Below are 26,012 nucleotides of genomic sequence, written 5' to 3'. Positions count from 1 at the left end.
TTTCCGCTATCCGCAAGTGACAATCCATAACTGATCGAGCCTAGTTGTGTAACTTTGACTCATCATCTCCCGCCGCATGCCCCAATCTGGGTTGCTCGGCACACTCGCGGACCGGAGCGTACCCCTACCCCACCGTCCATTGATCTCGTCCAACACCGCCATCACCCTTGTTGCCTCAGTGGGTTGAGAAATGGCAAACAGATCATCCGTGTATTCACCCGGCTGGCATAGACTCAGCAATAGGACTTCCGCCTTGCTGTAACTGAATCCAGGACGGAACACGCGATCAAGTGCATCGACCGCTGCCGTCGTTAAGAGCCGAACGTCATCCGTTGGGTACGGTAGATCGATCACCACACCGTTTGCGTATTTAGCCTCATCGGGATTGAACATGCCGGTGCGAATGCTGACGCGGATCTTCTTGCACAGCGACTTCTGTGCCCGGAGCTTCTCCGATGCCCGCATCATGTAGGTTGCCACGGCTTCCTTGATCGGCGGCAACTCCTTCAGTCTTTTGCCGAACATCCGGCTGCAGCAGATCTCCTGCTTTGGCGGATCCGGCTCGTCCAGCTCCAGGCACGGCGTGCCGGCCAGCTCCCGCGCGGTTTTCTCTATCACCACGCTAAAGTTTTTTCTCAACGTCCACGGGTCGGCCTTGGCCAGATCCATGGCGGTCTTGATCCCCATGCCATCCAGGTGCATTTTCATGCGCCGGCCTACTCCCCAGACCTCAGCGACATCCGTGTTGCGAAGCACCCAGTCGCGCTTGACCGGATCGCAAATATTCACGACACCACCGGTTTGCGCCTGCAGGCGCTTGGCGGTGTGGTTGGCCAGCTTGGCCAAGGTTTTGGTGTGAGCGATGCCGACACCGACCGGGATGCCCGTGCAGCGCAGCACCTGGCTGCGGATCTTGCGGCCGAGGGCGTCTAGGCCATTAATGCCGGTAAGGTCGACGAAGGCTTCGTCGATGCTGTAGACCTCAACGGCCGGCACCATCGATTCGATCAGCGTCATGACACGCTCACTCATGTCGCCGTATAGCGCATAGTTCGAGGAGAACGGGACGATGCCATGCTGCTTGAGCTTGTGCTTGATCTGGAAGTACGGCTCGCCCATTTTCACGTAGGGCTTGGCATCGTAGCTCCGCGCGATGACGCAGCCGTCGTTGTTCGACAGCACCACGATAGGCACCTTCGCCAGGTCAGGACGAAACACGCGTTCGCAACTGGCGTAGAAGCTGTTGCAATCGATCAGGCCGAATACCGGCAGCGTCTTAGACATGGCTGCGCACGCTGCTGGTGATCACACCCCAAATTGCCAGCTCATCACCCTCAAGGACATACCGTGGCGGATACTTGGGGTTTTCCGACATCAGTATTACGTCGCTACCGCGAAGGCACAGACGCTTGCACACGGGTTCGTTATTCAACAACGCAATAACTATGTGGCCGTGAGCTGGCTCGATTGATCGATCGACAATGGCCAGGTCCCCTTCGTAGATCCCGGCACCCTGCATGCTTTCACCGGTGAGCGACACCAGATAGACATGCGGCGCACGAATGTTCATCACCTCATCCAACGATATCTGCGCTTCGATGTGATCCGCTGCCGGCGAAGGAAAGCCGGCCGGGACTCGGAAGAGACACAGCGGCACCTTCAAGCCGCCCTGACTGATGGGACCTAGAATTGAGTAACTCATGACGCACGACTTCCAGAACTGTACGAATATACAGTTAACTTTCTGAATGGCTTGCGGTCAATTTTTGTAGGAAATATCAGATAGGCGGGCGGGCAATGTGCGGACGACTTTCGCAGTACAGCGGCATCCACGACTTCGTTGCCGCATTGAGCATGCCCAACGCGCTCGTCAACCACATCGGGGATTTGCCGCTCGAACGCTACAATGCAGCTCCCACAACACAGCTTGCGCTCTTTCACCAGGAGGAAGGATTTCTGCATGCAGACATGGTCCACTGGGGATGGCGGCCCCATTGGGCGAAAGATCGTGCAGCCCCCATCAATGCTCGGGTAGAGAAAGTCGCGCACGGCCCATTCTTTCGTGCCATCTGGCCGCATCGAGCTATCGTCGCGATCAATAACTGGTTCGAGTGGGTGGATGAAGGAGGACCTAAAAAGCAGCCGTACTTGATTCGCCGCCGGGACCGGTCGCCCATTCTGTGTGCTGCGATTGGACAATATCCAAGCGCCGGGCGGGAACCTACCGAGCATGACGGCTTCGTAATCATCACCGCTGACAGTGCCGGTGGGATGGTAGATATCCATGACCGGCGTCCGGTAGCGCTCTCACCCGAGCTAGCGCGTGAATGGCTGGATCCAGCCACACCCAAGGAGCGCGCCGAAGAAATGGTGCTCCACCAAGGTGAACCGACAGATGTATTTGAATGGTTCAAGGTGGATCGAGCGATTGGCAATGTTCGCAACCAAGGGGCTGCGCTCATCGCTGCAGTGACTCCAACGCCGGGCTAACCTACTCTGCGCACGTTGACTGCTAGCAACACGATTTACAACTTTCGTGTAAATAACAGATTAACTGTTTAGACGTGGCGATTACTTGCGAAGCCAGTAATAACAAGCACTTCGCTTTACCACGACCGGAAAAAGACCACGCCTTACTTACATACGTATGTACGTAATTTCCACTTTGCGTGTAATAAACAGATGTAGGACCAACTCGAAAAATAGGTCAGATCATTGATATACACCCATTGCCCGACACCAGCTTGCGATATACACCCATTGCCCTAATCCCCGACCGCCATATACACCCTTAGCCCTAGCACCATGAAGGTGATGGGGGGTCCATACACATTCAGCCCTACTACAACTTCCCCGAGTGAATTCGCAGCAGCAGACGTAATTAATCTCGATCAACCATTGACGAATACCGCTATAAACATCTAGTTTAAAAACAGATCGACCTACTCCTTTCCGCTACCGCGCCCATAAGCGCGGCACGTTTCTTTGCGAGAATAAAAAATGAATGTTCTGATTCTTCTGATGGCGACTGTCGAGTTCCTTATAAAACTCACCGAGCTGTTGCAGCTGTGGGGTATTGGATGCCCCGTATTCGCACCCTGGTGATCAGAACAGCCCACCCAACGCTGCCGGCTCAAAATTCATGATCACCAGCTCGCCACTGACTTCGGCCTTCCCCTGTCGCTGGTTGGTCGTGGTGTAGCGAATGTCCAAAGTCTCGAAGTGGAATCCTTTGAACACGCGGCGGATATCGGGATGGTCGTTGATACTGACCATCACTTTGCCTTTGCAGCGGCGCATGAAGTCGGCCATCCGCTCGTAGTTCTCGAATGGAAAGTCCACGCCATATCCGGCGGTCTGCCAATAAGGCGGATCCATGTAGTGGAAGGTGTGGGCACGGTCGTAGCGTTCGGCGCATTCAAGCCATGGGAGGTTTTCGACATAGGTGCCGGACAGGCGCTGCCACGCGGCCGAGAGGTTTTCTTCGATCCGTAGCAGATTGATGGCCGGCGCGGTGGTCGCCGTGCCGAATGTCTGACCGGAGACCTTGCCGGCAAAGGCATGGTGCTGCAGGTAGAAGAATCGGGCGGCGCGCTGGATGTCGGTGAGGGTTTCGGGGCGGGTCATTTTCTGCCATTCGAACACCTGACGGGAGCTGAGCGCCCATTTGAATTGGCGCACAAACTCTTCGAGGTGGTTCTGCACGACGCGGTAAAGCGTGACCAGGTCGCCGTTGATGTCGTTGAGGACTTCGACCGGCGATGGCTGGGGCTTCATGAAGTAGAGCGCGGCACCGCCGGCAAAGACTTCAACGTAGCATTCATGTGGCGGAAAAAGCGGAATGAGGCGATCAGCCAGGCGGCGTTTGCCGCCCATCCAAGGGATGATGGGTGTAGACATTGAGAGCAAGACCTTTACTGTATGAATAAACAGGTGCTAGGCTCGCCGCGCTTTGTGCACGGAGCAAGAGCCTTGGCTGGACTTGCAGGGACAATCTGCAGGGACGGCGGTCGGACTGGATGTTGACGCATCCAGCACGACCGCTCTTTTCACTTCGGTGATTTCAACGGTTGCTAGCTCGTTCTTGCTAATTCTCATGAGTGTCCTAGCCTTTTACGGCCATCACTCAGGAGCATCAGAAATGTCGAACGGAATATTTGCAGTGGAATTCAGATCCAACCTGCCAGACAACGGAACTGGCGTAATCGTCATCAAGGACGGATCTGTTAACGGAGGGGATGAAAACTTTCTGTATCGTGGTCACGTACCCACAACTTCAGGAAGGTTCTCGGGTCAATTTCAGGTTTCCAAATGGAAGGATGGAACGACCAGTGTCACAGGGTTCGACAACTACACCCTTGAGGCCACTGGGGAAATTAACTATGAGAGTGGCGAGGTTTCTCTTAACGGGAGCGTTGCCGGCCACCCAGGCAGCCGCTTGGAACTGACTGGGCGAAAAATCGCTGACGCGTTTTAACATTTCTATGAGAGCTGTAGCTCATTGCATATGGGCTTGCAGTCAGCTCTCATCTCATTCGCGAAACTTCATTTGCGTATGCCTGACAGGCCGCGAGGGCAATCAGCCCCCGGTCGCCGTCATCGGTGACGCCGATAATTCGTTGAGCATGCGCTGGGTCAAGTTCGGCTCTTGTGGGGCCATGAACCACGCCGCCGGTGGCGGTGGAGGCTGACACCGATCCGTTGCCGGCGCCGGCGGTGGCATCGAGTAGGACTGACAGGCGCAGATCAGCAGTGGCAAGGCGGTCGCGCAGGCGACCTTGATCACGTTGGGCATCGCTCAAGGCTCGGTAATGGGTTTGTTCGCTGGTGGCCAGGCGCTGCTCGAGCGCAAGGCGTTTGTCCCGCTCGGCACGCTGCTGCGCAACCGTGGCCAGAGCCAACTGATTAAGTGTTTCGGTGTGGAGTCGGGCCTGCTCTGCGAGCTGTTTGCCGTAGCGCCAATCCTGTACTTGCCAGGTAATGGACGCAGAACTACCGACTAAGACGACCAGCAGCACGCCTTTTGCCAGCAGCCGATACGGCACAGGGATCAGTTCGCCGAGACGCATAGCACCGCCCTCGCCCGCCCCCACAACTCCAGCCGATCCTGCAGGCCATTGAGGCCGCCGTTGATCCTGCGGGTGATCGTGTTGAATTCGTTTTGATCGGCCAGCGCGTTCAGCCCATTCACTGACCAGAACCATGCGGCCGACTCGGCGGCCCACTGCGGCAGCTCCAACAGTTCAGGCGTGCGCAGCAATCGCTCATCACTGAAAAGCGCCAAGCTGCAGCGCAAGTAGTTGTCGTGACCGGTGACCTGGATCAGGCCTCGACCGCGATAGCGCTGGCCATCACCATCCGCTGCCGGCGTGTTGCCGAGTTTTGCAGCCAGGTTGCCGGTGTCGTACTTGCTCAGGTACAGATCGCCGCCCAGTTCCCGAACGTACTGCAGCTGACCCGACTCGTGACCGACTTGCGCCAGGAACGCGGCTTGGCGTTTCGGCGTGTTGATCTGCCGATTGGCCATGGCTGCGTTAAGGGCGGATACAAAAACGCCCGCTTGGCGGCGGGCGTTGGGCATGATGCTTTGCAGCTGTTGTTCAGTGATGCACATATAAACTCCAGACATAAAAAAACCGCACTCAGGCGGCGATGGGGTGCGGCTATTGCTTCTCGATGTTCACCACCTTGAGCGGTGGTTTTGGCCCTTTCTTTTTCTTGCCCTTGGATTTACCGGCTTTGCCGGCATTGCATTCGACCGTGGTCGACCAGCCGGACTGGGTGAACACCTGCTCGACCGAATCCGCCAGGTATTCACCATCAAGCCCTACCTTGAACCCTTGAGCGATGATGGGACGCTCGGCGAAGATGTCCGTGCGACCGGGCATCTCAAACCGCACATCGGCGGTCGAGCGGTTGAACGCTGAGAGACGGGCCTTGGCGGCCGCTTCAGCAGCCGTCTTGTTTGGATAGATATGGCGGTCGGTATGCACTGCCGGCAGCCCGTCCGGAGCATCGTCGTTGTCGATGGTGACCACCGCCAATTTGCCGTTCTTTTTGTCCTGATGCTTAGTCGCCACCGCCTTGTGTGAGTTGCGATCACCGAGACTGAATTGCCAGCGGCTAAGGTCACTGCGGGTCAGCGCGATAGCGCCAAATGCTTTGCCGCTGGCAGTCTGACCACCTTGGCGCGGCATCACCAAAAGCTTGCCGTCAGCGACCTTGGCCGTGCAGTCGTACTGCTTGGCCAGACGCGTGATGAAATTGAAATCGGACTCATTGAGCTGGTCGACCCGAGCGACCTTGGTCGATACCGGACACACCGGCGTCCAGCCATTGCGCGCGGCGACGTCAGCCACGATCTTCGACAGCGGCACGTCTTCCCAGCTTCCGCTACGGATGGTTTTGCCGCTGCCACGCATGTCGCTGGCCTTGCCCTTGATCACGATGGTATCCGGCGGCCCTGACACCTCGACCGTGTCGACGGTGTAACTGCCCATACGCCTCAAGGCCGTTTCGGCATAACCCAGGTAGATCTCGATGGTGCTGCCACGCCGTGGCAGTTGCACCTGCCCGTCACGGTCGTCGATACGCAACTCAAACTCATCGGACTCCATGCCCGGCTTGTCAGAGGTACGCAGCTGCAACAACCGATCATTGATCTTGGCCGTGACGTCGGCCCCATCGGCGACGATTCGAAACATCGGAGTCATGGATTTTTTCCAATAAAAAACCCGCACAAGGCGGGCAAGAAAAACAAGGTGTCGTTACGCGTAACGCGACGCGGCCCCGGCGAAGGCATCTCCCCGGGTCAATCCCACAAGCTGACGCCTTCATTGGTCGGGCTGGGCAGATCCGGCAGGACGATAATCACGCCCGACCGGAACGGCTGAGGTTCATCGGCCAGCCCTTGATTGGCATCGAGCACGGCTTCGACGCTGCCGTTCAGATGGCCGTAAACGTTGTTGCAAATGACATCGAGCATGTCGCCGTCAGACGTCCTGCATGTCGTCGCCATATCGCTCAAACTCCAAAGTGAACCCCTGTTTGCGAGCAATCCCGCCGTGCAGCAGTGCGGACTGTTCCTCGTTGATGTTTTTCAGGCACCACGTCCCGATCACCTCGCCATAGCCGGTGGTCAGGGTCAGCGGTTGCAGCCTGGCCCCAATGGAACGCAGCGTGTCGAGCTGCTTTAAACCGCCTTTGAAGCCCGGATAGATCGTGCCCTTGAGCGTCAACTTTTCATCGCCCATACCGATGGCCTGCTTCGCCGGCCGGCGCGTCAGCCGCTCCTGCGAAGCCCAGCGGAATTCGGTCGAACGGCTCAGCTCGTCGAAAGCCGCCGTGTCCAGGTTGAAGTAATACGGCTCAATCTTCGGATCGCGCGGCTGAATGATCATCAGATGCGGGAATGGCTTGACCGCCTCCGGCGCCGGCGTGGCCTCCACGGCAAAGGAACTGGTGGGCACGATGTTGGCCAGCGACGGACTGACCTTGCCGGCGACATTGTTGATCGCCGTGGCCGCCTTGCTCGCCTGCTCCTTCAAAGTACCCAGCCGATCCTGCACTTCAGCCGCCGCGCGGGTGGCGCGGCCGTACACCGCTACCACCTGACCGACCTTGGCCTGAGCCGCGTCGACGCCGCGCATCACTCGCTGAAGTTTGGCGCCGATTGCCGGGCCAACAAACGGGATGTTTTCCAGCTCGGATGCGGCGCCGGTCAGTTCGCGGATCGCGCCGTTGACCGGGGTCAGCATGCCGTCAGCACTGCGCCGCCCGGTTTCCGCTGCCTCGACCAAATACTTCAGGCTCGATTGCATTTGCTCCATGTAAGCCATGAAACCTCCTTACAGGTGGGGTTCGTCGTACAGTTTGGCGGCGTTACTCTTCGCCGCATCCGCCATCATTCGCTGCATGTGCGGCATCAGATCCTGCGCCAAGGCTTGTGGGTCCTTGACGTCGCCCTGCACTGTGACCGGCATGTTCAGCGAGTACTGAAACTGCTGATCCACCTTGGCCGGAACCGGTTTTTCTGGCTCCTTGGGTTGAATGGCGAGCGCCGCCGACTTGAGCGGCGCCGTCACCGCCATCGAGCGCGCGACATCCCCCAATACCGGACCTTGCTGGCCCGCCGACGCCATCATGAGCGGCGTGACTGGCACCGGCGCCTTTGCCGTTTGTTCGGGCTTTTCATCCTCACCACCGAACAACGACTTGCCCAACGACCCGCCCAGCGCCGCACCGCCCTGACTGCCCAGGTAAGCACCGATCATGCCGCCGATAGCCGTGCCGATGATCGGCACAACCGAACCGATGGCGGCGCCTGCTGCTGCACCGGCCATGGTGCCGGCCAGGTTGCCCGCGGCCGAACCGTAACCTTCGGCTTTTTCGTCCTTGGTTTTGGCGTTTTGAAAGGTTTCAAAAGCCATCGCGCCGGACTCCAGCAGCGTGCCGCCAGGAATGACTTTGGCCGCCTTGCCGAACTTACCGACCTTACCGACGGTTCCTGCGACGACGCCGAGCTTGGACAATGCCCCACTTTGAACGGAAGGGACTGATGGCGATGGGAGCGAAACAGGGGAACGAGGCACAGACGGGCGAGGACCTCTCGAACTCGGCAACGTCCGGCGCCGAGCGCTGCGGCTTGACCCACGTCCACGTCGGCGTGATTCGCCCGGCGCTTCCACACCGCCACCCATAGCGCCCGTATTGACGACGTAAACCTTTTGCACGCCGTCGTAACCTGCATCACTTGCAGTACCAAGGCCACCGCCTGTTGCCGCTTCCTTCACCCGAGAAACAACATCCAGGCCAGTCCCGCCACCGCGCGACCCACGCGCAAGGTTGAGCAGCCCCTTACTGATCTTGATCGCGTTGAAGATACCTTTTAAGGCGATCAGCCCCGCCCCGACCGTGGCGATACCGGCAACCACCCCGGGCGCGCTATCCGTAAGCGACGTGATGCCTTTAGTAACCTTGGTCAACGACTCGGCCACGGTGTCCGTCACCGGGCGCAGGGCATCGCCGATGCTGCGCATGGCGTCATCCATCGACTGGGCCATTTCCGCCCATTTCTGCGATGACGACTCGCGCCGCTCGGCGAGATTCTTGTCGAGGATCCCGGTCGCGTCACGCGAATCGTTTTTGAGCTGGCTGTACAGCGCCTTGTTCTGCATGTAGGCCGACAGTGCAGCCTTGACCTGCATGTCGGCGAACAGGTCGCCGGTGCGCAAGGATTCTTCCAGCGAGGCCATCATGGCCTTGGCCTTATCGGGATTGGCTTCCTTGCTGATTTTTGACGTCGCCTCGGCCATGGCCGCCGCACGCTTAGGATCGGTCGCCTGAATGTATTTCTGAGCCAGCGCCATACTGGTCTCAAGCGTCGACATACCGTTTTGCAAACCGGTCTGCATCGATCCCTTGTAATCGATCCCGGCTTTTTCGTAGGCCTTGACCGTATCGGTCGAACCGATTTTGCCCATCCAGTTTTTCAGGTTGTTGGCCGCTTCATCCGAACTGCCGGCCTGCTTCATCTGCACCTGCAACATGGCACCCAGTTGCGTCACCGCATCCAAGCCGGTGATGCCGTTGCTGGCCATGTTGGCCAACAGCTCCGGAAACCACTTGGCCATGTCGGCCGCTTCAAAGCTGCCCGCCTGCCCTTGGTAGGCGATCGCCTCCAGCGCCTGCTGCATCTGCTTGGGGTCGGTAATCTTGGCGTTCTGCCCCAAGGCGTTAATCATCTTCGCCGTGTCGACACCGCTGGATCCCTGCCCCACGACAAACTTGGCCGCGACAGGCGCGTATTCCAGCGCCTTGCTCAAGTCCATGCCGGCGCCGACCAACTGATTGACCACGTCGGCCACATCGTTGCGCGCCATGCCGGTGTCGCGTGAAGTGTCGATGATCTTGCGCGACATCTCCTGTTCTTGCGGCTTGTTGGCAATGCCGGCCTTGATCGCGATGTCACGCACAATCGCGCCAAAATCCGCGCTGACCTTGGTCGGTACCGCCATGGCACCGACACCGACCACCGCTGCACCGACGGCGCCTTTCATGCCCTTTACGCCAGAATCAATCTGCTGATGCCCCTTGGCTTTCAGCTCGGCTTTGTTGGCCGTCTGCCCCATCGAGCGATAGGCTTTTTCCAACCGGCCGACCTCGACCCCCTGCTTTTTCAAGCTGTCGAGGTTCGAGTTCAAACGGTTGAGTAATTTGGACGCGCCGGCAGCGCCGGTGTCGTGAGCCTTTTTCCATTCTTCGCGCAGGCGGATGGTGTCGCCAATAGTGCGCTGCAGCACGCGCGCTTTATTGCCTTCTGCCTCGAGGCGCTTGATGCGCCCGGTCACGTCCTTGAACGCGGCGCCGACCGTGGAACTGACGGCGCCGCCGATCACCAGCCCGAGGGCGAGTTTGTTTGCCATGTCATGGCCCCCATGTGCCCAGCACTACCAAAGGTGGCTCAATCCGTGAGCCACCACACCATATCCGCGAACGGCATCGACTGGATCTCAGCGGCGGAAAATCCGGTTTCCGCCGCCAGACGTTTCGCCGCCGACTTGATTACGCTGGGGTTAAAGCCTGTCTTCGTTGTCCATGCGAAAATAGCCGGCCTGCAAGCGGTTAAAATCCACCAGCTTCAGCCCCTCCAGATCAGCGACAGGCGCACCGGACAACGCAGCAAACAACACCAGCTCGCGCTGCTCATCGTCGCCACCCACCTCACGGTTGGCCGCCCGCACGTCGCCCACGGTCGGCGAACGCAAGGCCAGCTTGTCGACGGTCACGCCGTTGATTTCACTCGGACACGACAGCGTTACCAGCACTTGATCGGTGGTCAGCGACAACCATGCCGGCATCGAGTCCGAATAATCGGTTTTCGGTACCAGGTGCGAATACGCCGTCTGCACGCGGCGATAATCCGTCAGCTTGAGGCCTTCCAGATCCTTCAGTCCGACCTCGGCGAGACCTGCGAACAGCATCAGTTCGCGCTGTTCATCATCGCCGTTGGCAGCACGATCAGCCGCGCGCACTTCACGCACGGTCGGGTTACGCAGGTTCAACGTCTCGACGTCGATGCTATTGGCTTGGCTTGGGCGGGTCAGCGTTACGACGGCACCGACTGCACTGAGCGAAAGCCAGGCCGGCAGGTTTTTAGCAATTGCTTGAGTCATCTGGATCTATTCCTTACAGGCCAAGTGCCTGGCGCACTTCAAGCAGTTGGTCTTTGCCGTCGATCACCTGAATACCGGCGACCATGTCGATCTCGTACATCAGGCGCCCGTCGATTTCGAGCTTGTAGTACGTGACCGCAACGGCGTGTTTGATCTCGGCCGCATCGCCGGCTTTCCAGTCACCCAGATCGACCTCTTTGAGCCGACCGCGCAGGGTGGCAACGACTGCCGTTACCGCTCCCTTCTGGCCCTTGAAGGCACCACGGAACGTGGCGTTGAACGCGGTGCCGTCAGCCAGGCCGAAGTATTTGAGCGACTCGCGGCGCACGCCCTTGGTGACAAACGAGGCTTCCATTTTTTCCAGTCCCTGATCCATCTCGATGGGACCGGCCATGCCGCCCCCACGGTACTCGTCGGTCTTGGTGGTCAGCTTGGGCAGCGTCAGGCTCGGCACGTCGCCGGAGAAGTTCACGCCGTCGACGAACAGGTTGGTGTTGTACAAAGTCTGAGGAATCATTGGTTACGCCCCCTTAGGCTGCTTCAAGCACTTCAGTCATCCACTGATCGGTGACTTCAAAAAGGAAATTCGGGTTTTCTGCAGGCGGCACGTCGGTGAAACGGATGCGCCAATACACCTTGCCCTGGGCGATCTGGCTGGCCGTGTTCCGTTCGGTGTCGGGGAACACTTCAAAGTTGATGATCGCGCCCTGCGCTTTTAGGTCGCGCATGAATGCATCCAGACCGTTGGTGACATCCGTCACGTATGTCTTGGTGATCGAGCGGTCAACCGCCCACTTGTGCCCGGCCTGCACCGCGTCCATGAGGATGAACAGCGTGCGAACGCGGGTAACGAACGCCCACTTCGGATCGCTCGACAGCGTGCGGTTACCCCACAGGCGATAACCGTCGTCGCGAATGATCGTGGTGATATTGGCGTTGTTGAGCAGGTTGGCCCGGCAGGTTTCGTCGCCGTCCAGGTACTCGACCGCGCGGCCGGTGCCGGTGATGCCGGTCAACTCCTTGTTCGAAGGCGAAGCCCAGAAACCGTATTCAGCATCCGTCCACGCAAACAGGCCTGCCGCCCAAGCCGAGCCGGGTGCATCGACCGTCGAGCTGGTGACGGTGTCCCAGTACTTCACACCCGGGTCGACCATGAACAGGTTGCGACTGCCGAAGTTCTCGGCGTAGGCAATAGCAGCCTCGTCGGTCGTACCCGGCCCGTCGATGATGCCGATGGCACGCAGCTTCTGCGCCACGCTGTCGATGGCCGTGGCCACCGCCTGAGTCGCGGTGTGGCCCGGGGCGATCAGCAATCGCGGCTGGGCGTTGAACAAGCTTTTGCCGTCGAGCAGCGCCTGTAGGCCAGTACGCTGCCCCGACTCCAGCACGCCGCCGATGATCGCCGAGGTTTGCAGCGCAGGGTCTTCCAGCTTGGCTACACCGATGGCGACGATCACCGCCTTGGCTTTGACGTAGATGGCCTGACAGGCCTTGGTGATCGCCGAGTCGGCGCCGAAGGCGGCAATGGCTTCGCGCTCGGTGGTGATCAACTTCAGCTCGCCCGCCTTGGCCGTACCGCCGCCGAGGACACCCGGGGTGAAGGTGTCACACAGACCGATAATCGACGACGACGGCAGCGAGATGGTGCGCGCGCCAGTGTCGACCGAGGTGGTCGTGACGCCGTGGAAAAAACTCATAAGGGTCAGTCTCCAGAAACGAAAAAGCCCCGCATAAGCGAGGCTGTGAGGGTGTTGGTGTTACGCGATACGGAAACGAAACGCCCCGTCAGTGCGGGGCGTTTATTGGGTTTGCTCTATGAGCCAAGGCGGCGCGATCGGGCGATGGTCGACTAGCGGGAACTCCCCCGCCTCCGGCCAATTGCGCAAGGCGCGGCGGTACACCTGAAGTTCGGTGTATTGATCGGGAAATAAAGTCGTTTCCACGCTCGCCTCCAGCTCGTCCCGGTGGCGAGCGACAACGCCGTCAGTAGCGGCCAGCTGCACGTCGCGCCATGACCGTTCAACTTCCGCGAAATACTCAGAAGATGGCACGGGCGGATCGATGAGCAAAGGATAGCCATCGTCACCCCAGCCGATGACTTTTCCCTGACCCTGCCCGGCCATAAGCGCGGCATGCGCTTCGGCGGTGATTTCCACCACATCCCCGGGCATTGATACGTGAATAGCTGAGTCGTAAAACCCGCCTGTAGATTTCGAAGCAAACATAAGGCCTCCCTAGTAGCCGACGGCGATCCAAGTAAATTGATCAGGGTACGTTGCCGCGGCGTTTCGATACTTGAACCCGGTTGCCGTCAGGTAGTTGTTATGGAAGCTGACACTTCCCTCATTCTGCCCAAAGACCAGCGACATCGGCCCAACCGGGAAGGCGATCGGAAAGGTGACCAAGTAATCAGCCGCCGCTGCCATCGCGGAACCCCATTGAATAATCAGACCGCCCGGCAGCTTCTGATAGCCGTTAGCCGCAAGAGCTGACAGGCCTGTGCCACCGACTGCGATCCAACCTGTTCCCGAAGAAACGAACTCTGACGCAACACCCTCGCTAAGCACGAGAGTGGAAAACCCAGCCGGGGCGCCATTAGGCCCGGAAAAGTTGCCGTTGACGGACGCCACCGTAATCTTCCAGCTGCCCGCTGATGCCTGAATATAAAACTTTGTCCCAGCAGGCAGTAACGTCAGATCGGGCAGCGTAAGGGTAATGTTCACCCCGTTTGCATAGATGTACTTACCCGCATCCGCAGCCGTCAAAATCGTGCTTGCCGAGTAAGCAACGTATCCGGCCAGACTGCCCGACGCCCGACGCACAAACTCGGTCGTAGCGAGCTTCAGGGAGCTATCAAACTGGGCCGGCGTATTCGCCGTAGGATTAATCAGCGCCGGCGAATTGATGGGCGCAAAGCCTTGCGTGACGTTCTGAAACACTAGCGCCGTGGTGCCCAGCACAATCGCCCCGTCGGTGATCAACTGCCAGCGCGTGTCGGCCAATGTTGCGCCCTGCTCGACCGATACCAACAGCGCCGAGGTTACCTCTGTATTCGAGTCTGCATCTGCCGCACGCGACCAACCGGCCGCCGCCGCCACCCAAATGCCATTGTCCTTGGCGGCGTTCTGGTTTTTCACCAGTACCCGGTCACCGACAGCCAGTGCCACACCGTCAATGGACTGAAGCCCGGTCAGCGCAATGTTGGCCGTTGTCGCGACACGCACCGACTGCTTGCTGTCGAGTTTGTACAGCTCTTCCAGAATCTTTGCGTCGACATACTCACGCGTCGCCAGAACCACCGACGGGTCAATCTTGAGCTGAATGTTGCCGGTGCTGGTGACAATGAAGTTCATCCGCACGATTTGCGTGCGGCCCGAGCCTTGCGACAGCAGCGGCTTGAAGCTTGGCGCACAGTTGGCCACCGCCACCAGATCGCCGTCCGCATCATAGAGGCCGATTTCGCGGATCCACTTACCACCCTCATCGGCCGGGATGATCTGCTCGGCGATGATCACCGCTGGGTTGACCGGGTCGATCTTCAGCTGGTTAAGCGGCTTGCGACGCCACTCGTTGATCAGTTTGGTTTGGCTGGCCGATGGGACCGGATTGGGCGGATCTGCCAGCCCGTTCGGGTTGGCATCACCCACGCCCATTTGTGTAATCAACCAGGGAATGCCGAGCGCGTCGGCGTTCGCCTGCTTGGCCATCCCCACATTCGTGAGGATCGCGAAAAACTGCGAATTCGCATCAATCATAATAAACGTCCAGGGTATCAATGGTGTGTTCGCGGCCGACCACGCCAAAGCTGCCAGTGACCTCGATGTCACGCATAACGGGCGGGTAAACGTCGATTTCGTCGCCTTCGTAAAGGGCCACGGCGATATTCAAATCGCCTTGAGTTTCCAGGCTGATCGCCAGCCCGGTCAGTTGCCGGGTGACGGGTTTGGCATCGTCGATCAGGCGCTCAAGCTCCTGATACATTTCTTCCGTGATGCCGGTATCCAGCACCCCGACCTTCAGCGCGAAGGTGCCCGGCACGCCTTCCGGCACGGTCTGGAACCACTCGACAATCTCGATCAGGTAGCCAAGCGGCTCGACTACCCGGCGCAAAGCGCCGATGGTGCCCTTGTGTTTGTGGATGTAGAAAGACGCCTTGATGGCCGCGCGCTTGGTCGCCTCAGACCATCGGTAGTCCCAGCGATCGACCGACCACGCCCACGCCAGATGCGGCAGCAGGTGCACCGGGCAGGTGTCGGAGTTGTAGAGGTCGCGCAGTGGGACAATCGTCTTTTCGAAAAACGCGGCCTCCATGGCCCGTTCCAGTTGCGTGCTGTTGAGCGGCAGTAGACTTTTCATATCAGCCCGCCAGCCTCACGCTGTAGCGCGTACAGAACGCCGCTTGCGCCTTGGTCGGGGCCAAGTCCTGCCAACCGACCAACTCAACCCGGGCAACGCCGGCAACGTGCAACTGAGCGTCAACAGCAGAGCGTGCGACCTCGACGCCCAGCCGCTTGCGTGGATTGATCCAACTGGCCAATCGGCTTTTCGCTTCGGCCAAACTGGCATCCGCTTCCGGGCCGGCGCCGGCCATGTGCAAGATGGCAACAATCTCGTAGCGGATCACCTGCGCGCTCTGCACGGTCACCCGATCACCAACCGGGCGCACGTCATCGTCATTCAGCGCAGCGGCCACCGTCGCCAGCAGCTCCGGCGGCGCTTCACCCTCCCCATCAAACCCCAGCACCGTTACCGTAACGTAGCAAGGCGCCGGGCTTTCAGCCGTGGCATCTGCCACCAACCCCGAGGCATTACGCGCGTGCAGGATGTAGCTGTTACGCGGGCCGGCCGTGGTCAAGCCCTCATAGGCCAACTGGATGCGCTCGCGAAACGGGTCGTCGTCTTCCATGACCTTGGGCACCGGCGGCACCGCCAGCAGATCCTCGGCCTGAATGACTAGGCGCTGCAGATTGACGTTGGCCCCCAAGTGATCGAGGTCGCCGCGAATGGCGTGCGCCAGCAATAGCGCCTTGCCGGCGTCATTGACCCGAGCGCGGTTGCCGACCTTGTTGTAAGCCCCGACCTCAAGCACTTTGACCACTGGATCGCTTTCCAGCGCGGCCGTCCAGTTGCCACCCATGTACCCGCGAAACACGCTCAATCCGTCCTGATAAACCTCTTCAAAGTCCAAAGGCTCCAACACGGTCGGCGCCGGCAACGACGACAGATCAACGGTACTCATGCGGCCACCTCCAACGTGACGCCGTCGCCCAGGTACTTCCCGACGATTTGCAGATTGATTTGCCCACCAATGACGGAGAGGACACGCACCTGGTCGAGTTTCAAACGTGGCTCCCAGCGCCCCAAAGCGCGGGCGACCTCAGCCTGTACGGCGCTTTTCCAGCCCTCGTTAACGGGCAAATCGACAAACCGCCGTAGCTTGCTGCCGTATTCCATACGGTGCCGGCGACTGCCCAGCGGCGTGCTCAAGATGTCGGCAATGGATTGCCGCAGATGCTCGATGCCGGATATGGGTAGGCCGGTGTGGCGATCCATTCCGATCATCGATGTCACTCCTTGAACGGCTCGTATTCTTCGCTGGCTTTCAGGAACTTGACCGCCTCGATGTCGGAGGCCGGCACCACGACCGTCGCCTTCTCCACCGGATAGGATCGGTCGGTACCGGGCACGATCACCAGTCGCGACGTGTAGAGCTTGTCGCGGAATTTCAAGGACTCAGGCGATGAGTAAGTTGAGGATGAAAATGCCGGTTCCGAGGACGTTTGCGCCTCGGTTGAGGTCGTATCGATCTTGGCCATGTGGTTCTCCAGGCATGAAAAAGCCCGCACTGGGCGGGCTTTGGTGAGTTGAAATTAATGAGTGTGGTGATTGCTGTTGCCGGTGGCATCAATGATTGCGCCGGCGCTGGTGATGCCCTTGGTGACATGCAAAGCGCCATCGATCACCACCGCCGCTTTCAGATTGATGTTGCCGGTGGTCACGTTCACGGCGCTATCGGTTACAACCGCTTCCGTGCTGGCCACCTTGATGGTGACTGTGCCGCTCGGGAGCGTGATGCTGTAGCTCTTGGCCTGCCAGTCGTAGATCAGCGAGCCGCCATCATCAAAACGCCAGACCTCGACATGGTCGCGATTATCCGGCGGCGGTCCGGCATTGCCATACAGGCCCGGGACAAACGTGCCTTGTGACACGTCACCGCTGGGACTGATCAAACTGCCCTGCTCCCCCAAAGACGGCGCCCGCCAGTGCCTGGCTTTGCCCGCTGCGATGCTGTGCCACCGCACCCAAGCGCTGACCCATTCACTGCCATCCGACACGCGACATACCGGCGGCGAAGCGGAGAGATCCACCGCGACCACGTAGCAAGCCTTTACCGTCCCCGCGATCATCCGGTCATGCTGGGCGCTGGCATAACTCATGGCAGATCCTCGGGCTTGAATGGCCCGTCACCCGGATCAACGTCCAACACCAACGTCCCCGGCGGTTCGTCCCGCCACGGCCATTCCTCAAGGCCGAGATAAACCTGCTGAGTCCACTCCACCAGCCACACCGTGTATCCATCCAGGTGCGGCTGGGTCCAGTCCTGCAGCGATTGCACAAACTCGGCGGGCTCAACTGCCAACCCCCACGTCTGCGAACGCAGCAGCACCGCCAACTGCGTCGCCAAGTGCACGGCCTGTTGATGATGGTGCGGCTTGATCGGGTCAACAATGATCCGAGCCTCGAACTTACAGACCAGCGAGGTTTCGCCGGTGCCGATATCGGTACCCGGCTCGATCTCGGCCACCTCCAGAAACACCGCTGGCAGCAACACGCGATCCTTAATGTCTGGCCAGGCTGTGACGGTTTGCACGCCAGGCAAGTGGGTACGCAGATACTGTTCTACCGCCCGATAAAACTGGTCCAGACTGAACGGTTCTTCAGACATTGCCGATCCTCTTAAGGTATTTCTGCAGCTCAAAGTTGAGTTCTTGATTGAGAATCTCCAGCAGACGCTCATCTGCCTTTTTGACCCAGCTGTCGAAATGCGGTCGGGCTTGCTCCAGCGACACCTTGGCCTTGGCCAGCGGAAAACGACTGCCGTTTTCGGCGACCCAACCCGAACTCGGCCCGCGACCAGGTGACACGGTGCTGTCGGGGTAGTCGTCCGCGTTGAAATGCTTGGAGGCTGTGCGAATCCAGATGTCGGGCTTGTTGCCGTAGACCTTCTTGAGGAAAGCCCCTTGGTAACGCCGCCCCGCTACTGACACGCCGCTGCCGCTTTGCCGCGCCCGGCCGATCCGGCTGGACTCGATGGCATTCAAACCGAACCACAATTTGCCGCTCGCAGCCCCGCCGGAAACTGGATAGCTGCGCAACCGCTGACGCACCGCCGCAACAGCGATGCGTTCTGAACGACTGACCGCTCGGGCGATGTGCGTGCGCAACCAGCCCAACGTCTTGTTGATCGCGCGCCGATGGGCTGCCGCAGCCGCTTTCGGTACCACCTTCGCAAAGTCCTGGAATGCCTGAAAGTCTGCGGCCGAGGACTGGATGGAGATCATCCCGCCCCCCGCCGAGGGTTTGAAATAGCTGCCGACACTCATGGGCGCAACCTCAGAATCAGAGCGACCAGGCCGTCACCGCTCGGTTCGAGCTGAATCAGGTCGTAGTCACCTCCACCATCCAAGGCAGGCAAATCGACGCTGACCAGCATGCCCTGCTCCAGACCTTGCGAATCGCTGACACGGATCTCGAAGCGTGGCTCGCGCAACCCGGTGTTGAGCTTGCCGAACTTGGGTTGCAGCCAGGGTGCAGCGAACATGCCGAACACCGGCTCTTCGCGACCTTCGATCCGCGCGGTATCGCCCAGCGTTTCGAACACCACCGCGTCGACCTCGGCGATCAGATCGCGAAAGCCCACGATCAGAGTTCCAGCAGGACTTGTGCACGCGGTCGCGTGCACAGATGCAGCGGGTTGGACTGGGCTTCACCGGCCATGCCTTTGTTGAAGGGCAGCGGTTCAATCATGCTGTAGTACGGGATGCCCTGGGTGTTGACCGTTTCCATGTAGTCGGCCGGTGCAAACACGGAGATGTACAGATCGGGCACGCCTTCCGGAACCAGAAGCGCCTTATCGTCATGGACAAAAGACACGCCGGCGACCTTGCCACGGTAACGCTCCCAGATGATGCCGCCGAACTCGAAGCTTTCCCGGGCGTCACCACGCAGTGCTGCCGCTTGCTGACTGTTGAGGTAGGTCTCTTTGACCGACTTGTGAACAATCAGCTTGTTCCAGAAGTTCTTGCCGCAGAAAGCGCGCGAGCCGGTACTGGTCACGCTGCCCAGCGCATCCTCCTGCATGTCCAGCGCCTCGCCGCACTTGACCCGCAGCTCGGTACCGGCATCAGCCAGCCCCATGGGCAACTTCTGACGCTGCACACCGAAGCGCTCATACAAATCCAGCAGAACCGTCGAGCCATCAGCGTCGAGGATCTGGCCGTTGAGTGCGCCCATGCGCTGGAACTCATGCGTGGCGTCCAACTGTCGACGCGCCTTAGCCAGACGCGCATTGACCACGTCCTGCACCGCCTGCAGCTCGGTGCGAGTGCCGAAGGCGCGGATGCCTTGGATCTCATCCGCCTTGATGGTGAAACGCTCCGGCAGGTGCACGGTGTTGAACGGGATCAGGTTGCGCTTGCTGGCCGCAACTACCAAGCCTGAACCACCGCGCTCACCGGCCGGCACCAGTGCCAGGGTGTCACCGTCCTTTTCAATCTGCACGGTCAGGGTGGTAATGCCTTCCTCGCGGAACAGGCCCAGGGCGCTGATGCGGCCCGGCAGGTAGGGTTGATCATTGAGTGCAGCGGTCAGCGAGGTAACGGTAAACGCTTCGTCTTCAAAAATGGCGATATCGGCCATGGGTACTCTCCAGAAACGAAAAATCCCGCACGCGGCGGGATGCAAATTAAAGAGGGAAATGTTTTAGCGGACGATCAGCGAATGTGCGGCCAAGGCTTTCTCAGCGGCTAGATCGAGGCCGGTCAAGTGCGCTTCGCTGACCTCGGCCAGCCGCACCACGGCGCGACCGCGACGCACCACGTCGGATTCACCGAGCGGACCGTACAGAATGGCGACAGCGTTTTCGGTGCCGTCCTCTGCCGTCGGTTCGTACGGTGCGAATTCGCCGGTGGCGGTCACCAGCCCGAGAATTTGGCCCGGCCACAATGCTGGACCCGCCGCGACATTGATCGCTTCGCGCGAGATGGTGCCGGCGCCCTCGGACAGCAGGAATTCACCTGCGTGCATCGGTTCCTGTTTGATGGTCATGCTCGTGCTCCTTTCGCGCCTCGCGCGGTTCCTGTTTGGGCCGCTTGCCGAGCAGCCCAAATCGAGTTGGGGTCAGGTTGTTTGGCCAGCACCTTGGGCGCTGGGTCATCCGTCAGCGGCAGACTGTTGTCGATTTCAAAGCCTTTGCCGCTGGTGACAATCTTGTCGAACAGACGCGCCCGAACCGCCGCCGCATCCAGACCGGCCGCGACATACTCGGCGCTGAATTCCGGCAGACGCGCGGCGACGCAGAGGTCGTTCACCGCCTTGGCGCGAGCCAAGCCGGCGAGCACGATTTCCTCGCTTTCGAGCTGGGTAGAATTGAGCAGTGGCTCGACCAGATTGCTGATGCCCGCCGCCGTGCAGCGCTGAGTAATCATCAGTGCCAACTTTGCCGAGTCGACTACAGGCGGTACCAGGGGAGGATCGACAGGTTCAAGTTCGGGATCCGGTTCAGGTGGCTCGTCGAGCTGCGCCACCAACTCAACCGGAGCGTGCTGGAACCGTTGCAACACCGCGCCTTGACCGAGGCATGCTTTGACCTTGATGCCGTCGCCGACTTCGTCTGCAAGACCAAGAGCCACCGCTTCGTTGGCAGTCAGCCAGGTTTCAGCATCAACCATTCGCCGCAGCTCGGCGTCATCGATGTCCGGCGCCTTGGCCTTATAGGCCGCGATGATCGCCTCCAAGGTTTGATCCAGTACATCAGCGACCCGGCGGAAGTCCTCAGCGCCACCGCCTGCATAGGTGTATGGGTTGTGAATCATCAACATGGCGTTCGCCGCGATGACTACGCGGTGTGCACCGCACACGGCGACACTCGCGGCACTGGCAGCAAGCGCATCGATACGTCCGGTGCAACGCTCGCCCAGACGCGACAGCGCGTTGTGCATGGCCAGTCCGTCGAACAGGTCGCCACCGATACTGTTGAACGCGGCCACCACCGGCGACACACCATCATCCATGGCGCGCAGATCCTGCACGAACTGATTGGCAGTGATGCCCCACGCGCCGATCTCGCCATAGACGAAAACCTCGATCACTCGCTCGGTGGCCTCTCCGCTGGCCTGCAGGGCGTACCAGGTCTTGTCCTGAACCTCGACACGCTTGCCCGCGCGGTTGTAAATGCGCGGTCGCGCTTGTTTGCTCATGGTTGCTCCTTGTCGTCGGTGTCTTCGACGGCATCAAGGGTGTTGTAGTTGAGGCCCAGTTTTGAGGCCCGTGCCAGATCGGCGGCGTTTTCCAGATCGACCGTTTCGGCGTCGTAACCGGTGCGCAGGACCATCTCGCTGCGGGAAGAAAATCCGGCTTGTACTTCCATACGGCGTGCCTGCACGTCCTGCACTGGCTGGATATAGGCCCAGCCCTGAGGCACCCAGCGAGTGCGCAGGTACTGGCGGCGTTTCTGTGCGTAATCGTCCAGCACCAGAACGCCAGAAAGCACCGCCATGTCCATCCACGCCGCCCGTACAGGACGGCAAAGTTGATGGACGTACACGCTGAATTGCAGTTGTTCCAGACGGCGCCTAAATTCGTTGAGCACCACCCGAAGTGCTCGGTCGTTAATCCCCCGCATGTCGCCGGTGAGGATCTCGTAAGGCGTACCCGACCCCGCTGCAGCAGCCATCAGTTGCTGCCGCATGAAGTCCGGGTAGTTGTTGCCGGCGTCTGGCGGTTTAGAAAACTCAACCTCCTCACCTGCCCCCAGTTCCTGCATGGTGCCGGGTTCGAGCGCAACCATCGGCGTGAAGCCATCGCGGTCCAGATCGAGCGGCTGACCGGTCACCGGATCCCTGGGAAGTGGTCCCGAGTCCTGCGCCGGGCGCTTGATGAAACCGGCGAACAGGTTGGCCACTTCCTGACGAAACAGCACCGCGTCGTCGTAGTTGTCCAGACTTCGCAGGCGCTTGAGCACCGGCGACAATCGCGGCACGCCGCGCAACTGGCCAGGCTCGACCGGTTCGAAGATGTGCAGCACCTGAGTAGCCGGCACGCGGACCAGCTGGTTGTAGCCGGCGTTCAGCGAGGCTGCATCGCGCGGATGCGACAGGTACATCCAGTACGCCACCCGCTTGCCGCCGGGGGTGAATTCGATGCCAGCGCGGATGACGTTGCCGTTTTTGGTGGTCTCGAATTTGTCGTGCGGTACGAATTCCGGTGCGAGGATCTGCAGCTGCAGCGGAACTGCTAAGCCTTCATCCAGACCGCGTGGACGCAACCGGACAAAGCATTCGCCCGATGTTTCCACAGTGCGCGCCACCAGCGCCTGCTGGCCGTAGAAGTCGGTGCGATCATCCGCATCCGACTCATCGACCCAATCCCCCCACAGCTCCTGCAAAAGCTTGCGCAAAGCATCGTCGTCGGTTGTGGGTCGAGGGGTGATGCCCGTGCCGATCAGGTTGCTGACGCGCTTGTCGATGACATTGAAGGCATACGGGTCATTGCGAACCGCCGCCCGCGAGCGCGACCGCAGATTGCGCAGGGCAGGAGTGTTGATGCTGTTGATCCCGTTGTCGGGAGCGTCCCAGCCGGTGGAGCGGCGCCCTTCCCCAGCGCCTTCGTAGCTGGCCTTGATGTTGGACGGCAGGACAAATCCGTTTCGGGTCAACGTTGGAAAATGTCGGGCCATCAGACCCCCTTCCCTGCATGGTAAAGCCGGACCACGCGCGAACGTGGCCCGGCAGCGCTGGCAAGTGACGAGCGTATTTCTTCACGCGCCTTGAGCAGTTCATCGACCGTGCGGTATTCCACGGTGCGGTCGGTGTAGCGCACAGTTTTCTCACCGCGAGCAATGGCCGCCTCAACCGCGTCGAGGTGCTTTTTTGTAAAGGACATATCAGCGTCTCTTCAGATAGCCGCTGGCAGAGCTGCGGCGTTGAGGGGGGGCTGCCGGTCGTGATTGTGTAACCGGTGCAGCGGGTGGGGGTGCGGGTTGGGCTTGGCGTACAGCAGCGGGCGCCGGTGTTTGCTCAGCATCAAGTCGCTCGCCCTGAACTGGCTTGATGTTCAAGGCATCATCGAACAATCCGGACTGGGCCAGGGCTTGTCGCACCCTGTCCCAATCGTGTTCCTGATAGCGGTTGATACCGAGGTAATGCGCCATCGCAAGGCAGTACACCATCAGGTCGAGCGCTTCGTTACGCTCAGCCTTGCCTTTCACCCATTCGATGCGCTTGTGTCCGCGCACGTAGCGGACGACTTTGCGTTCGGCGACGCACTGGGCGAAGAATTCGTCCGGCAGGTCGTTTGCAAAGTGCAGCGATCCCGGACCCTCCGGAAATGGATAGCGGTTGTAGATCCAGTCTTTTGCGGTGTCGGTACCGACGAACCACAGCTCGGCGCCGTTACGTTCGGTCTGGCCCTTCCACGTCACGTCGACCATGGACGGGCGCTGTGCAATCACCGGTCGGCCCGGCTTGCTCGCGCCCTTGATGGCGAAGATGTTGCGCCAGCGACGAACGCGACAGAACTGGTAGACCTCATCGGTGTGGTGACCACCGGAGTCGACACCCACGGCGAGAATCGCCAGACCCACACCACAAGGATGCCGGTAACGAGCTTTGAGTTTCTCGTCCAGCACCGCCCAGGTGCGTTCGTCTGCTGGGTCACCCCAGATGATCTGATGGTCAACAACCCACCGTTCCATGCCGACACCGAAGCCCATCACCATCATTTCCAGGCGGTTGGCCTGGACGTCGACAGAGCCGGCCAGCATCAGTACACCGGCCGGCATCGTACCGAGGGTGTAATTCTCCAGCCGCGCCCGAGCGATCAGCACCTCGGCCTTGGTCTGTTCGAGTGCACTGTCCCAGACCTTCGCGAGACGCGTGTTGTAGAACACCTGCATCAGGCTGGTGTCGCCTTGAGCCTGAGCTTTCTTGGCGTCTTCAAACTCCTCGGCAAGGCCGGCCCAATCCATCCAGCCGGTCGGCGAATACAGCGCGTTGAGATGAAAGCCAACAGTTTTGCCGTCGCCACCAGCGTGAGCGCGCCACTCGCCTCGGGCGAGCATGTCGCTCTTGTGGTGTTCCTCAATCAGAACGTCGCATTCAGGTGCTGCGCACTCGTAATGCACAGTGCTGAGGTCCTTGCTGTAGTGCAGCCGCTCCCATTCCAATACCTGCATATGACCGCAGCTAGGGCATGGCACGTAGTAGTAGCGCTGGTCGCTGGACTCAAACAGGTCGGCGATCCGCGAGGCGCCTTTGATCGTCGGCGAGCTGGAGAAGTAGATCTTGGCGTTGCGACCGAAGTTGGTCGCCCGCGTCTCCGCCAGCTTGATGGGATCACCCTCCTGGCCAACGTCATTCTCCCAGCGGTCGACTTCGTCGCCGTAGATATAGCGCGCCGATAGCTCCGAAAGGTTGGCCGCAGAACCGGCGGTGGTGACGTACAGCGAGCCACCCTCGAATTCCTTGGTGTCCATCGTGTTGCGTGCGTCCCGCGAGCGGGTGGCCGCGACCCGCTCGCGCAGAACGGGCGTGGCCTTGATGGTCTTGCTGATCCGCCCGGATACCCGCTTGGACAGACCAAGGCTGGGGAGCAGCGCCAGGATGTTTGACGGCGCCATGTGGATCAGGCCACCCATCCAGTTCAGGGCGATCTGGGTTTTCATCAACTGCGAGGCCACCATGGTGATCACGCGTCTGCAAGGGTGAGCCGGCGACAGGCAGCGCATTGGCTCGCGGGCATAAGGTGTCCGTGAGGTGCGGTATTGGCCGGGCTCAGGGGCACCGGTGTCACGCGGGATTCGCATGTACTCGTCGGCCCATTCGTCGATCCAGAGATCGGGGTCTGGGCGCAGTCCACGGAAATAAGCCTCACGATACACCTCTGCACCGTCAGGAAATTCCGTGTGCATGGGTTCAGTCCGTTGTCATGGCGTGTTCAAGGTCTGCTGAAGAGACGCGCTCGGCTTCCTCCAGCGTTCGACGGAAGGTGGCGATCAGGTGTTTTTCGATCAGCCAGGGATCGGTCATGGCTGCAAGGTCGTGGGACAGCTGCGGTAGCGGACCGAAAAGCTGATCGCGCAGCAAGCGGCCGGCGTTGTAGGCGCCGACTTCGACCGCTTCCTTGGCAACCAGTGAGCCCTGCGCTTTGCCCAGCTCAATCTCGGCCAGCTTGGCCATGTTGTGCTCACGCAGGGCGCGGGCCTTTTGGAAGTCGGGCTGCTTGCCATCGCCAGTGAGAACCTGCGGCGGCGCAGCCGTGGAAGTCGGCTCGGTCTGGGTGGACAGTTGGCTGTAAACGTCACGCTGAATCCGGTCCTGCTGGTGTCGTTCAGCGACGGCGACCTTGCTTGGGTCTGCGGTGTCGCGAATCAGCGCTTCGGTGGCATGTACATCAACCTGTTTACCGTTGGGCGAAAGTACCAAACGGTTGTTATCTTTCAGCCAGGTGATGTAACTCGGCGACCTGCCGAGCCGGGCCGCGAAGGCGCTCTTCGACAGGTAGGTTGGTTCTGTCATGAGCCCTCCTTTTTCAACGTATTTCAATGAATCCTTTCAAGAT

At 59.9% G+C, this 26,012-nt stretch carries 31 protein-coding genes; 2 read left to right on the top strand and 29 right to left on the bottom strand.

The window, feature by feature from the left end:
- Positions 1 to 6: 6 nt before the first annotated feature.
- Positions 7 to 1,284, bottom strand: coding sequence for a translesion error-prone DNA polymerase V subunit UmuC (gene umuC / locus NF676_RS09195; protein WP_252887585.1), 1,278 nt, complete (start codon positions 1,282 to 1,284; stop codon positions 7 to 9).
- Positions 1,277 to 1,702 (bottom strand): LexA family protein, encoded by a 426-nt coding sequence (locus tag NF676_RS09190; protein ID WP_252887584.1) that lies wholly within the window; start codon positions 1,700 to 1,702, stop codon positions 1,277 to 1,279. The genes umuC and NF676_RS09190 overlap by 8 nt, the downstream gene beginning before the upstream one ends.
- A 95-nt stretch (positions 1,703 to 1,797) precedes the next feature.
- Here NF676_RS09190 and NF676_RS09185 point away from each other — a divergent pair, with 95 nt between their 5' ends.
- Positions 1,798 to 2,490: an SOS response-associated peptidase family protein gene (locus NF676_RS09185; protein WP_252887583.1), complete on the top strand. Its 693-nt coding sequence runs from the start codon at positions 1,798 to 1,800 to the stop codon at positions 2,488 to 2,490.
- A 615-nt stretch (positions 2,491 to 3,105) separates the two neighbouring features.
- Here NF676_RS09185 and NF676_RS09180 read toward each other — a convergent pair.
- Positions 3,106 to 3,900 (bottom strand): DNA adenine methylase, encoded by a 795-nt coding sequence (locus NF676_RS09180; protein WP_252887582.1) that lies wholly within the window; start codon positions 3,898 to 3,900, stop codon positions 3,106 to 3,108.
- A gap of 241 nt (positions 3,901 to 4,141) precedes the next feature.
- Here NF676_RS09180 and NF676_RS09175 point away from each other — a divergent pair, with 241 nt between their 5' ends.
- A complete protein-coding gene (locus tag NF676_RS09175) occupies positions 4,142 to 4,477 on the top strand; it encodes a GrlR family regulatory protein (protein WP_252887581.1) in 336 nt (111 codons plus the stop codon).
- 49 nt (positions 4,478 to 4,526) lie between these two features.
- On the opposite strand, the gene NF676_RS09170 is transcribed toward NF676_RS09175, so the two are convergent.
- The 26 genes from NF676_RS09170 to NF676_RS09040 form a co-directional block, all read right to left on the bottom strand.
- Complete coding sequence (locus NF676_RS09170) at positions 4,527 to 5,069, bottom strand: lysis system spanin subunit (RefSeq protein WP_252887580.1); 543 nt, start codon at positions 5,067 to 5,069, stop codon at positions 4,527 to 4,529.
- Positions 5,051 to 5,614, bottom strand: a complete 564-nt coding sequence (locus NF676_RS09165) for a glycoside hydrolase family 19 protein (RefSeq protein ID WP_252887579.1) — start codon at positions 5,612 to 5,614, stop codon at positions 5,051 to 5,053. Before NF676_RS09165 ends, NF676_RS09170 begins: the two co-directional genes overlap by 19 nt.
- A 49-nt stretch (positions 5,615 to 5,663) precedes the next feature.
- On the bottom strand, positions 5,664 to 6,713 hold the full coding sequence (locus NF676_RS09160; RefSeq protein WP_252887578.1) for a phage late control D family protein: 1,050 nt from the start codon (positions 6,711 to 6,713) through the stop codon (positions 5,664 to 5,666).
- 98 nt (positions 6,714 to 6,811) lie between these two features.
- Complete coding sequence (locus tag NF676_RS09155) at positions 6,812 to 7,018, bottom strand: tail protein X (RefSeq protein ID WP_123377010.1); 207 nt, start codon at positions 7,016 to 7,018, stop codon at positions 6,812 to 6,814.
- Positions 6,993 to 7,838, bottom strand: a complete 846-nt coding sequence (locus NF676_RS09150) for a phage tail protein (protein WP_064364597.1) — start codon at positions 7,836 to 7,838, stop codon at positions 6,993 to 6,995. The genes NF676_RS09155 and NF676_RS09150 overlap by 26 nt, the downstream gene beginning before the upstream one ends.
- Positions 7,839 to 7,847: 9 nt before the next feature.
- Positions 7,848 to 10,424 (bottom strand): phage tail tape measure protein, encoded by a 2,577-nt coding sequence (locus tag NF676_RS09145; protein ID WP_252887577.1) that lies wholly within the window; start codon positions 10,422 to 10,424, stop codon positions 7,848 to 7,850.
- Between the two features lie 150 nt (positions 10,425 to 10,574).
- Complete coding sequence (locus tag NF676_RS27625) at positions 10,575 to 11,174, bottom strand: phage tail assembly protein (protein WP_353956310.1); 600 nt, start codon at positions 11,172 to 11,174, stop codon at positions 10,575 to 10,577.
- A gap of 13 nt (positions 11,175 to 11,187) precedes the next feature.
- A complete protein-coding gene (locus NF676_RS09130) occupies positions 11,188 to 11,691 on the bottom strand; it encodes a phage major tail tube protein (RefSeq protein WP_073473004.1) in 504 nt (167 codons plus the stop codon).
- Between the two features lie 13 nt (positions 11,692 to 11,704).
- Entirely contained in the window at positions 11,705 to 12,871 is a 1,167-nt protein-coding gene (locus NF676_RS09125) for a phage tail sheath subtilisin-like domain-containing protein (protein WP_252887576.1), read from the bottom strand.
- Between the two features lie 102 nt (positions 12,872 to 12,973).
- Entirely contained in the window at positions 12,974 to 13,399 is a 426-nt protein-coding gene (locus NF676_RS09120) for a phage tail assembly chaperone (RefSeq protein ID WP_252887575.1), read from the bottom strand.
- Positions 13,400 to 13,408: 9 nt separating this feature from the next.
- On the bottom strand, positions 13,409 to 14,929 hold the full coding sequence (locus NF676_RS09115) for a phage tail protein (RefSeq protein ID WP_252887574.1): 1,521 nt from the start codon (positions 14,927 to 14,929) through the stop codon (positions 13,409 to 13,411).
- On the bottom strand, positions 14,922 to 15,530 hold the full coding sequence (locus NF676_RS09110) for a phage tail protein I (protein WP_252887573.1): 609 nt from the start codon (positions 15,528 to 15,530) through the stop codon (positions 14,922 to 14,924). The genes NF676_RS09115 and NF676_RS09110 overlap by 8 nt, the downstream gene beginning before the upstream one ends.
- Before the next feature lies 1 nt (position 15,531).
- Entirely contained in the window at positions 15,532 to 16,413 is an 882-nt protein-coding gene (locus NF676_RS09105) for a baseplate assembly protein (protein ID WP_252887572.1), read from the bottom strand.
- Positions 16,410 to 16,736, bottom strand: a complete 327-nt coding sequence (locus NF676_RS09100; RefSeq protein WP_252887571.1) for a GPW/gp25 family protein — start codon at positions 16,734 to 16,736, stop codon at positions 16,410 to 16,412. Before NF676_RS09100 ends, NF676_RS09105 begins: the two co-directional genes overlap by 4 nt.
- 5 nt (positions 16,737 to 16,741) lie before the next feature.
- Positions 16,742 to 16,990, bottom strand: a complete 249-nt coding sequence (locus tag NF676_RS09095; protein ID WP_252887570.1) for a hypothetical protein — start codon at positions 16,988 to 16,990, stop codon at positions 16,742 to 16,744.
- Between the two features lie 54 nt (positions 16,991 to 17,044).
- Positions 17,045 to 17,611: a phage baseplate assembly protein V gene (locus NF676_RS09090; RefSeq protein ID WP_252887569.1), complete on the bottom strand. Its 567-nt coding sequence runs from the start codon at positions 17,609 to 17,611 to the stop codon at positions 17,045 to 17,047.
- The gene (locus NF676_RS09085) at positions 17,608 to 18,120 is read right to left on the bottom strand and encodes a hypothetical protein (RefSeq protein WP_252887568.1); all 513 of its coding nucleotides are present in this window, start codon (positions 18,118 to 18,120) and stop codon (positions 17,608 to 17,610) included. The genes NF676_RS09090 and NF676_RS09085 overlap by 4 nt, the downstream gene beginning before the upstream one ends.
- On the bottom strand, positions 18,113 to 18,778 hold the full coding sequence (locus tag NF676_RS09080) for a hypothetical protein (protein ID WP_252887567.1): 666 nt from the start codon (positions 18,776 to 18,778) through the stop codon (positions 18,113 to 18,115). The genes NF676_RS09085 and NF676_RS09080 overlap by 8 nt, the downstream gene beginning before the upstream one ends.
- Positions 18,775 to 19,095: a head-tail joining protein gene (locus NF676_RS09075; protein ID WP_186622938.1), complete on the bottom strand. Its 321-nt coding sequence runs from the start codon at positions 19,093 to 19,095 to the stop codon at positions 18,775 to 18,777. Before NF676_RS09075 ends, NF676_RS09080 begins: the two co-directional genes overlap by 4 nt.
- A 2-nt stretch (positions 19,096 to 19,097) precedes the next feature.
- Entirely contained in the window at positions 19,098 to 20,093 is a 996-nt protein-coding gene (locus NF676_RS09070) for a major capsid protein (protein ID WP_252887566.1), read from the bottom strand.
- 63 nt (positions 20,094 to 20,156) lie between these two features.
- Positions 20,157 to 20,501 carry a head decoration protein gene (locus NF676_RS09065; protein WP_137215300.1) on the bottom strand — a complete coding sequence of 115 codons (345 nt, stop codon included), beginning with the start codon at positions 20,499 to 20,501 and terminating at the stop codon, positions 20,157 to 20,159.
- Positions 20,498 to 21,652: a head maturation protease, ClpP-related gene (locus NF676_RS09060; RefSeq protein WP_252887565.1), complete on the bottom strand. Its 1,155-nt coding sequence runs from the start codon at positions 21,650 to 21,652 to the stop codon at positions 20,498 to 20,500. Before NF676_RS09060 ends, NF676_RS09065 begins: the two co-directional genes overlap by 4 nt.
- Positions 21,649 to 23,130, bottom strand: coding sequence for a phage portal protein (locus NF676_RS09055; protein ID WP_252887564.1), 1,482 nt, complete (start codon positions 23,128 to 23,130; stop codon positions 21,649 to 21,651). The genes NF676_RS09060 and NF676_RS09055 overlap by 4 nt, the downstream gene beginning before the upstream one ends.
- Positions 23,130 to 23,336, bottom strand: a complete 207-nt coding sequence (locus NF676_RS09050; protein WP_008087653.1) for a phage head-tail joining protein — start codon at positions 23,334 to 23,336, stop codon at positions 23,130 to 23,132. The genes NF676_RS09055 and NF676_RS09050 overlap by 1 nt, the downstream gene beginning before the upstream one ends.
- Before the next feature lies 1 nt (position 23,337).
- Positions 23,338 to 25,362 (bottom strand): phage terminase large subunit family protein, encoded by a 2,025-nt coding sequence (locus NF676_RS09045; RefSeq protein ID WP_252887563.1) that lies wholly within the window; start codon positions 25,360 to 25,362, stop codon positions 23,338 to 23,340.
- A gap of 4 nt (positions 25,363 to 25,366) precedes the next feature.
- The gene (locus NF676_RS09040) at positions 25,367 to 25,969 is read right to left on the bottom strand and encodes a terminase small subunit (protein ID WP_252887562.1); all 603 of its coding nucleotides are present in this window, start codon (positions 25,967 to 25,969) and stop codon (positions 25,367 to 25,369) included.
- Between the last annotated feature and the right edge of the window lie 43 nt (positions 25,970 to 26,012).

The sequence above is a fragment of the Pseudomonas siliginis genome (assembly GCF_024072275.1).
Lineage (GTDB): Bacteria > Pseudomonadota > Gammaproteobacteria > Pseudomonadales > Pseudomonadaceae > Aquipseudomonas > Aquipseudomonas siliginis.
The sequence above is the reverse complement of the archived record's forward strand: the minus strand, read 5'-3'. Positions and strand labels throughout refer to the sequence as shown.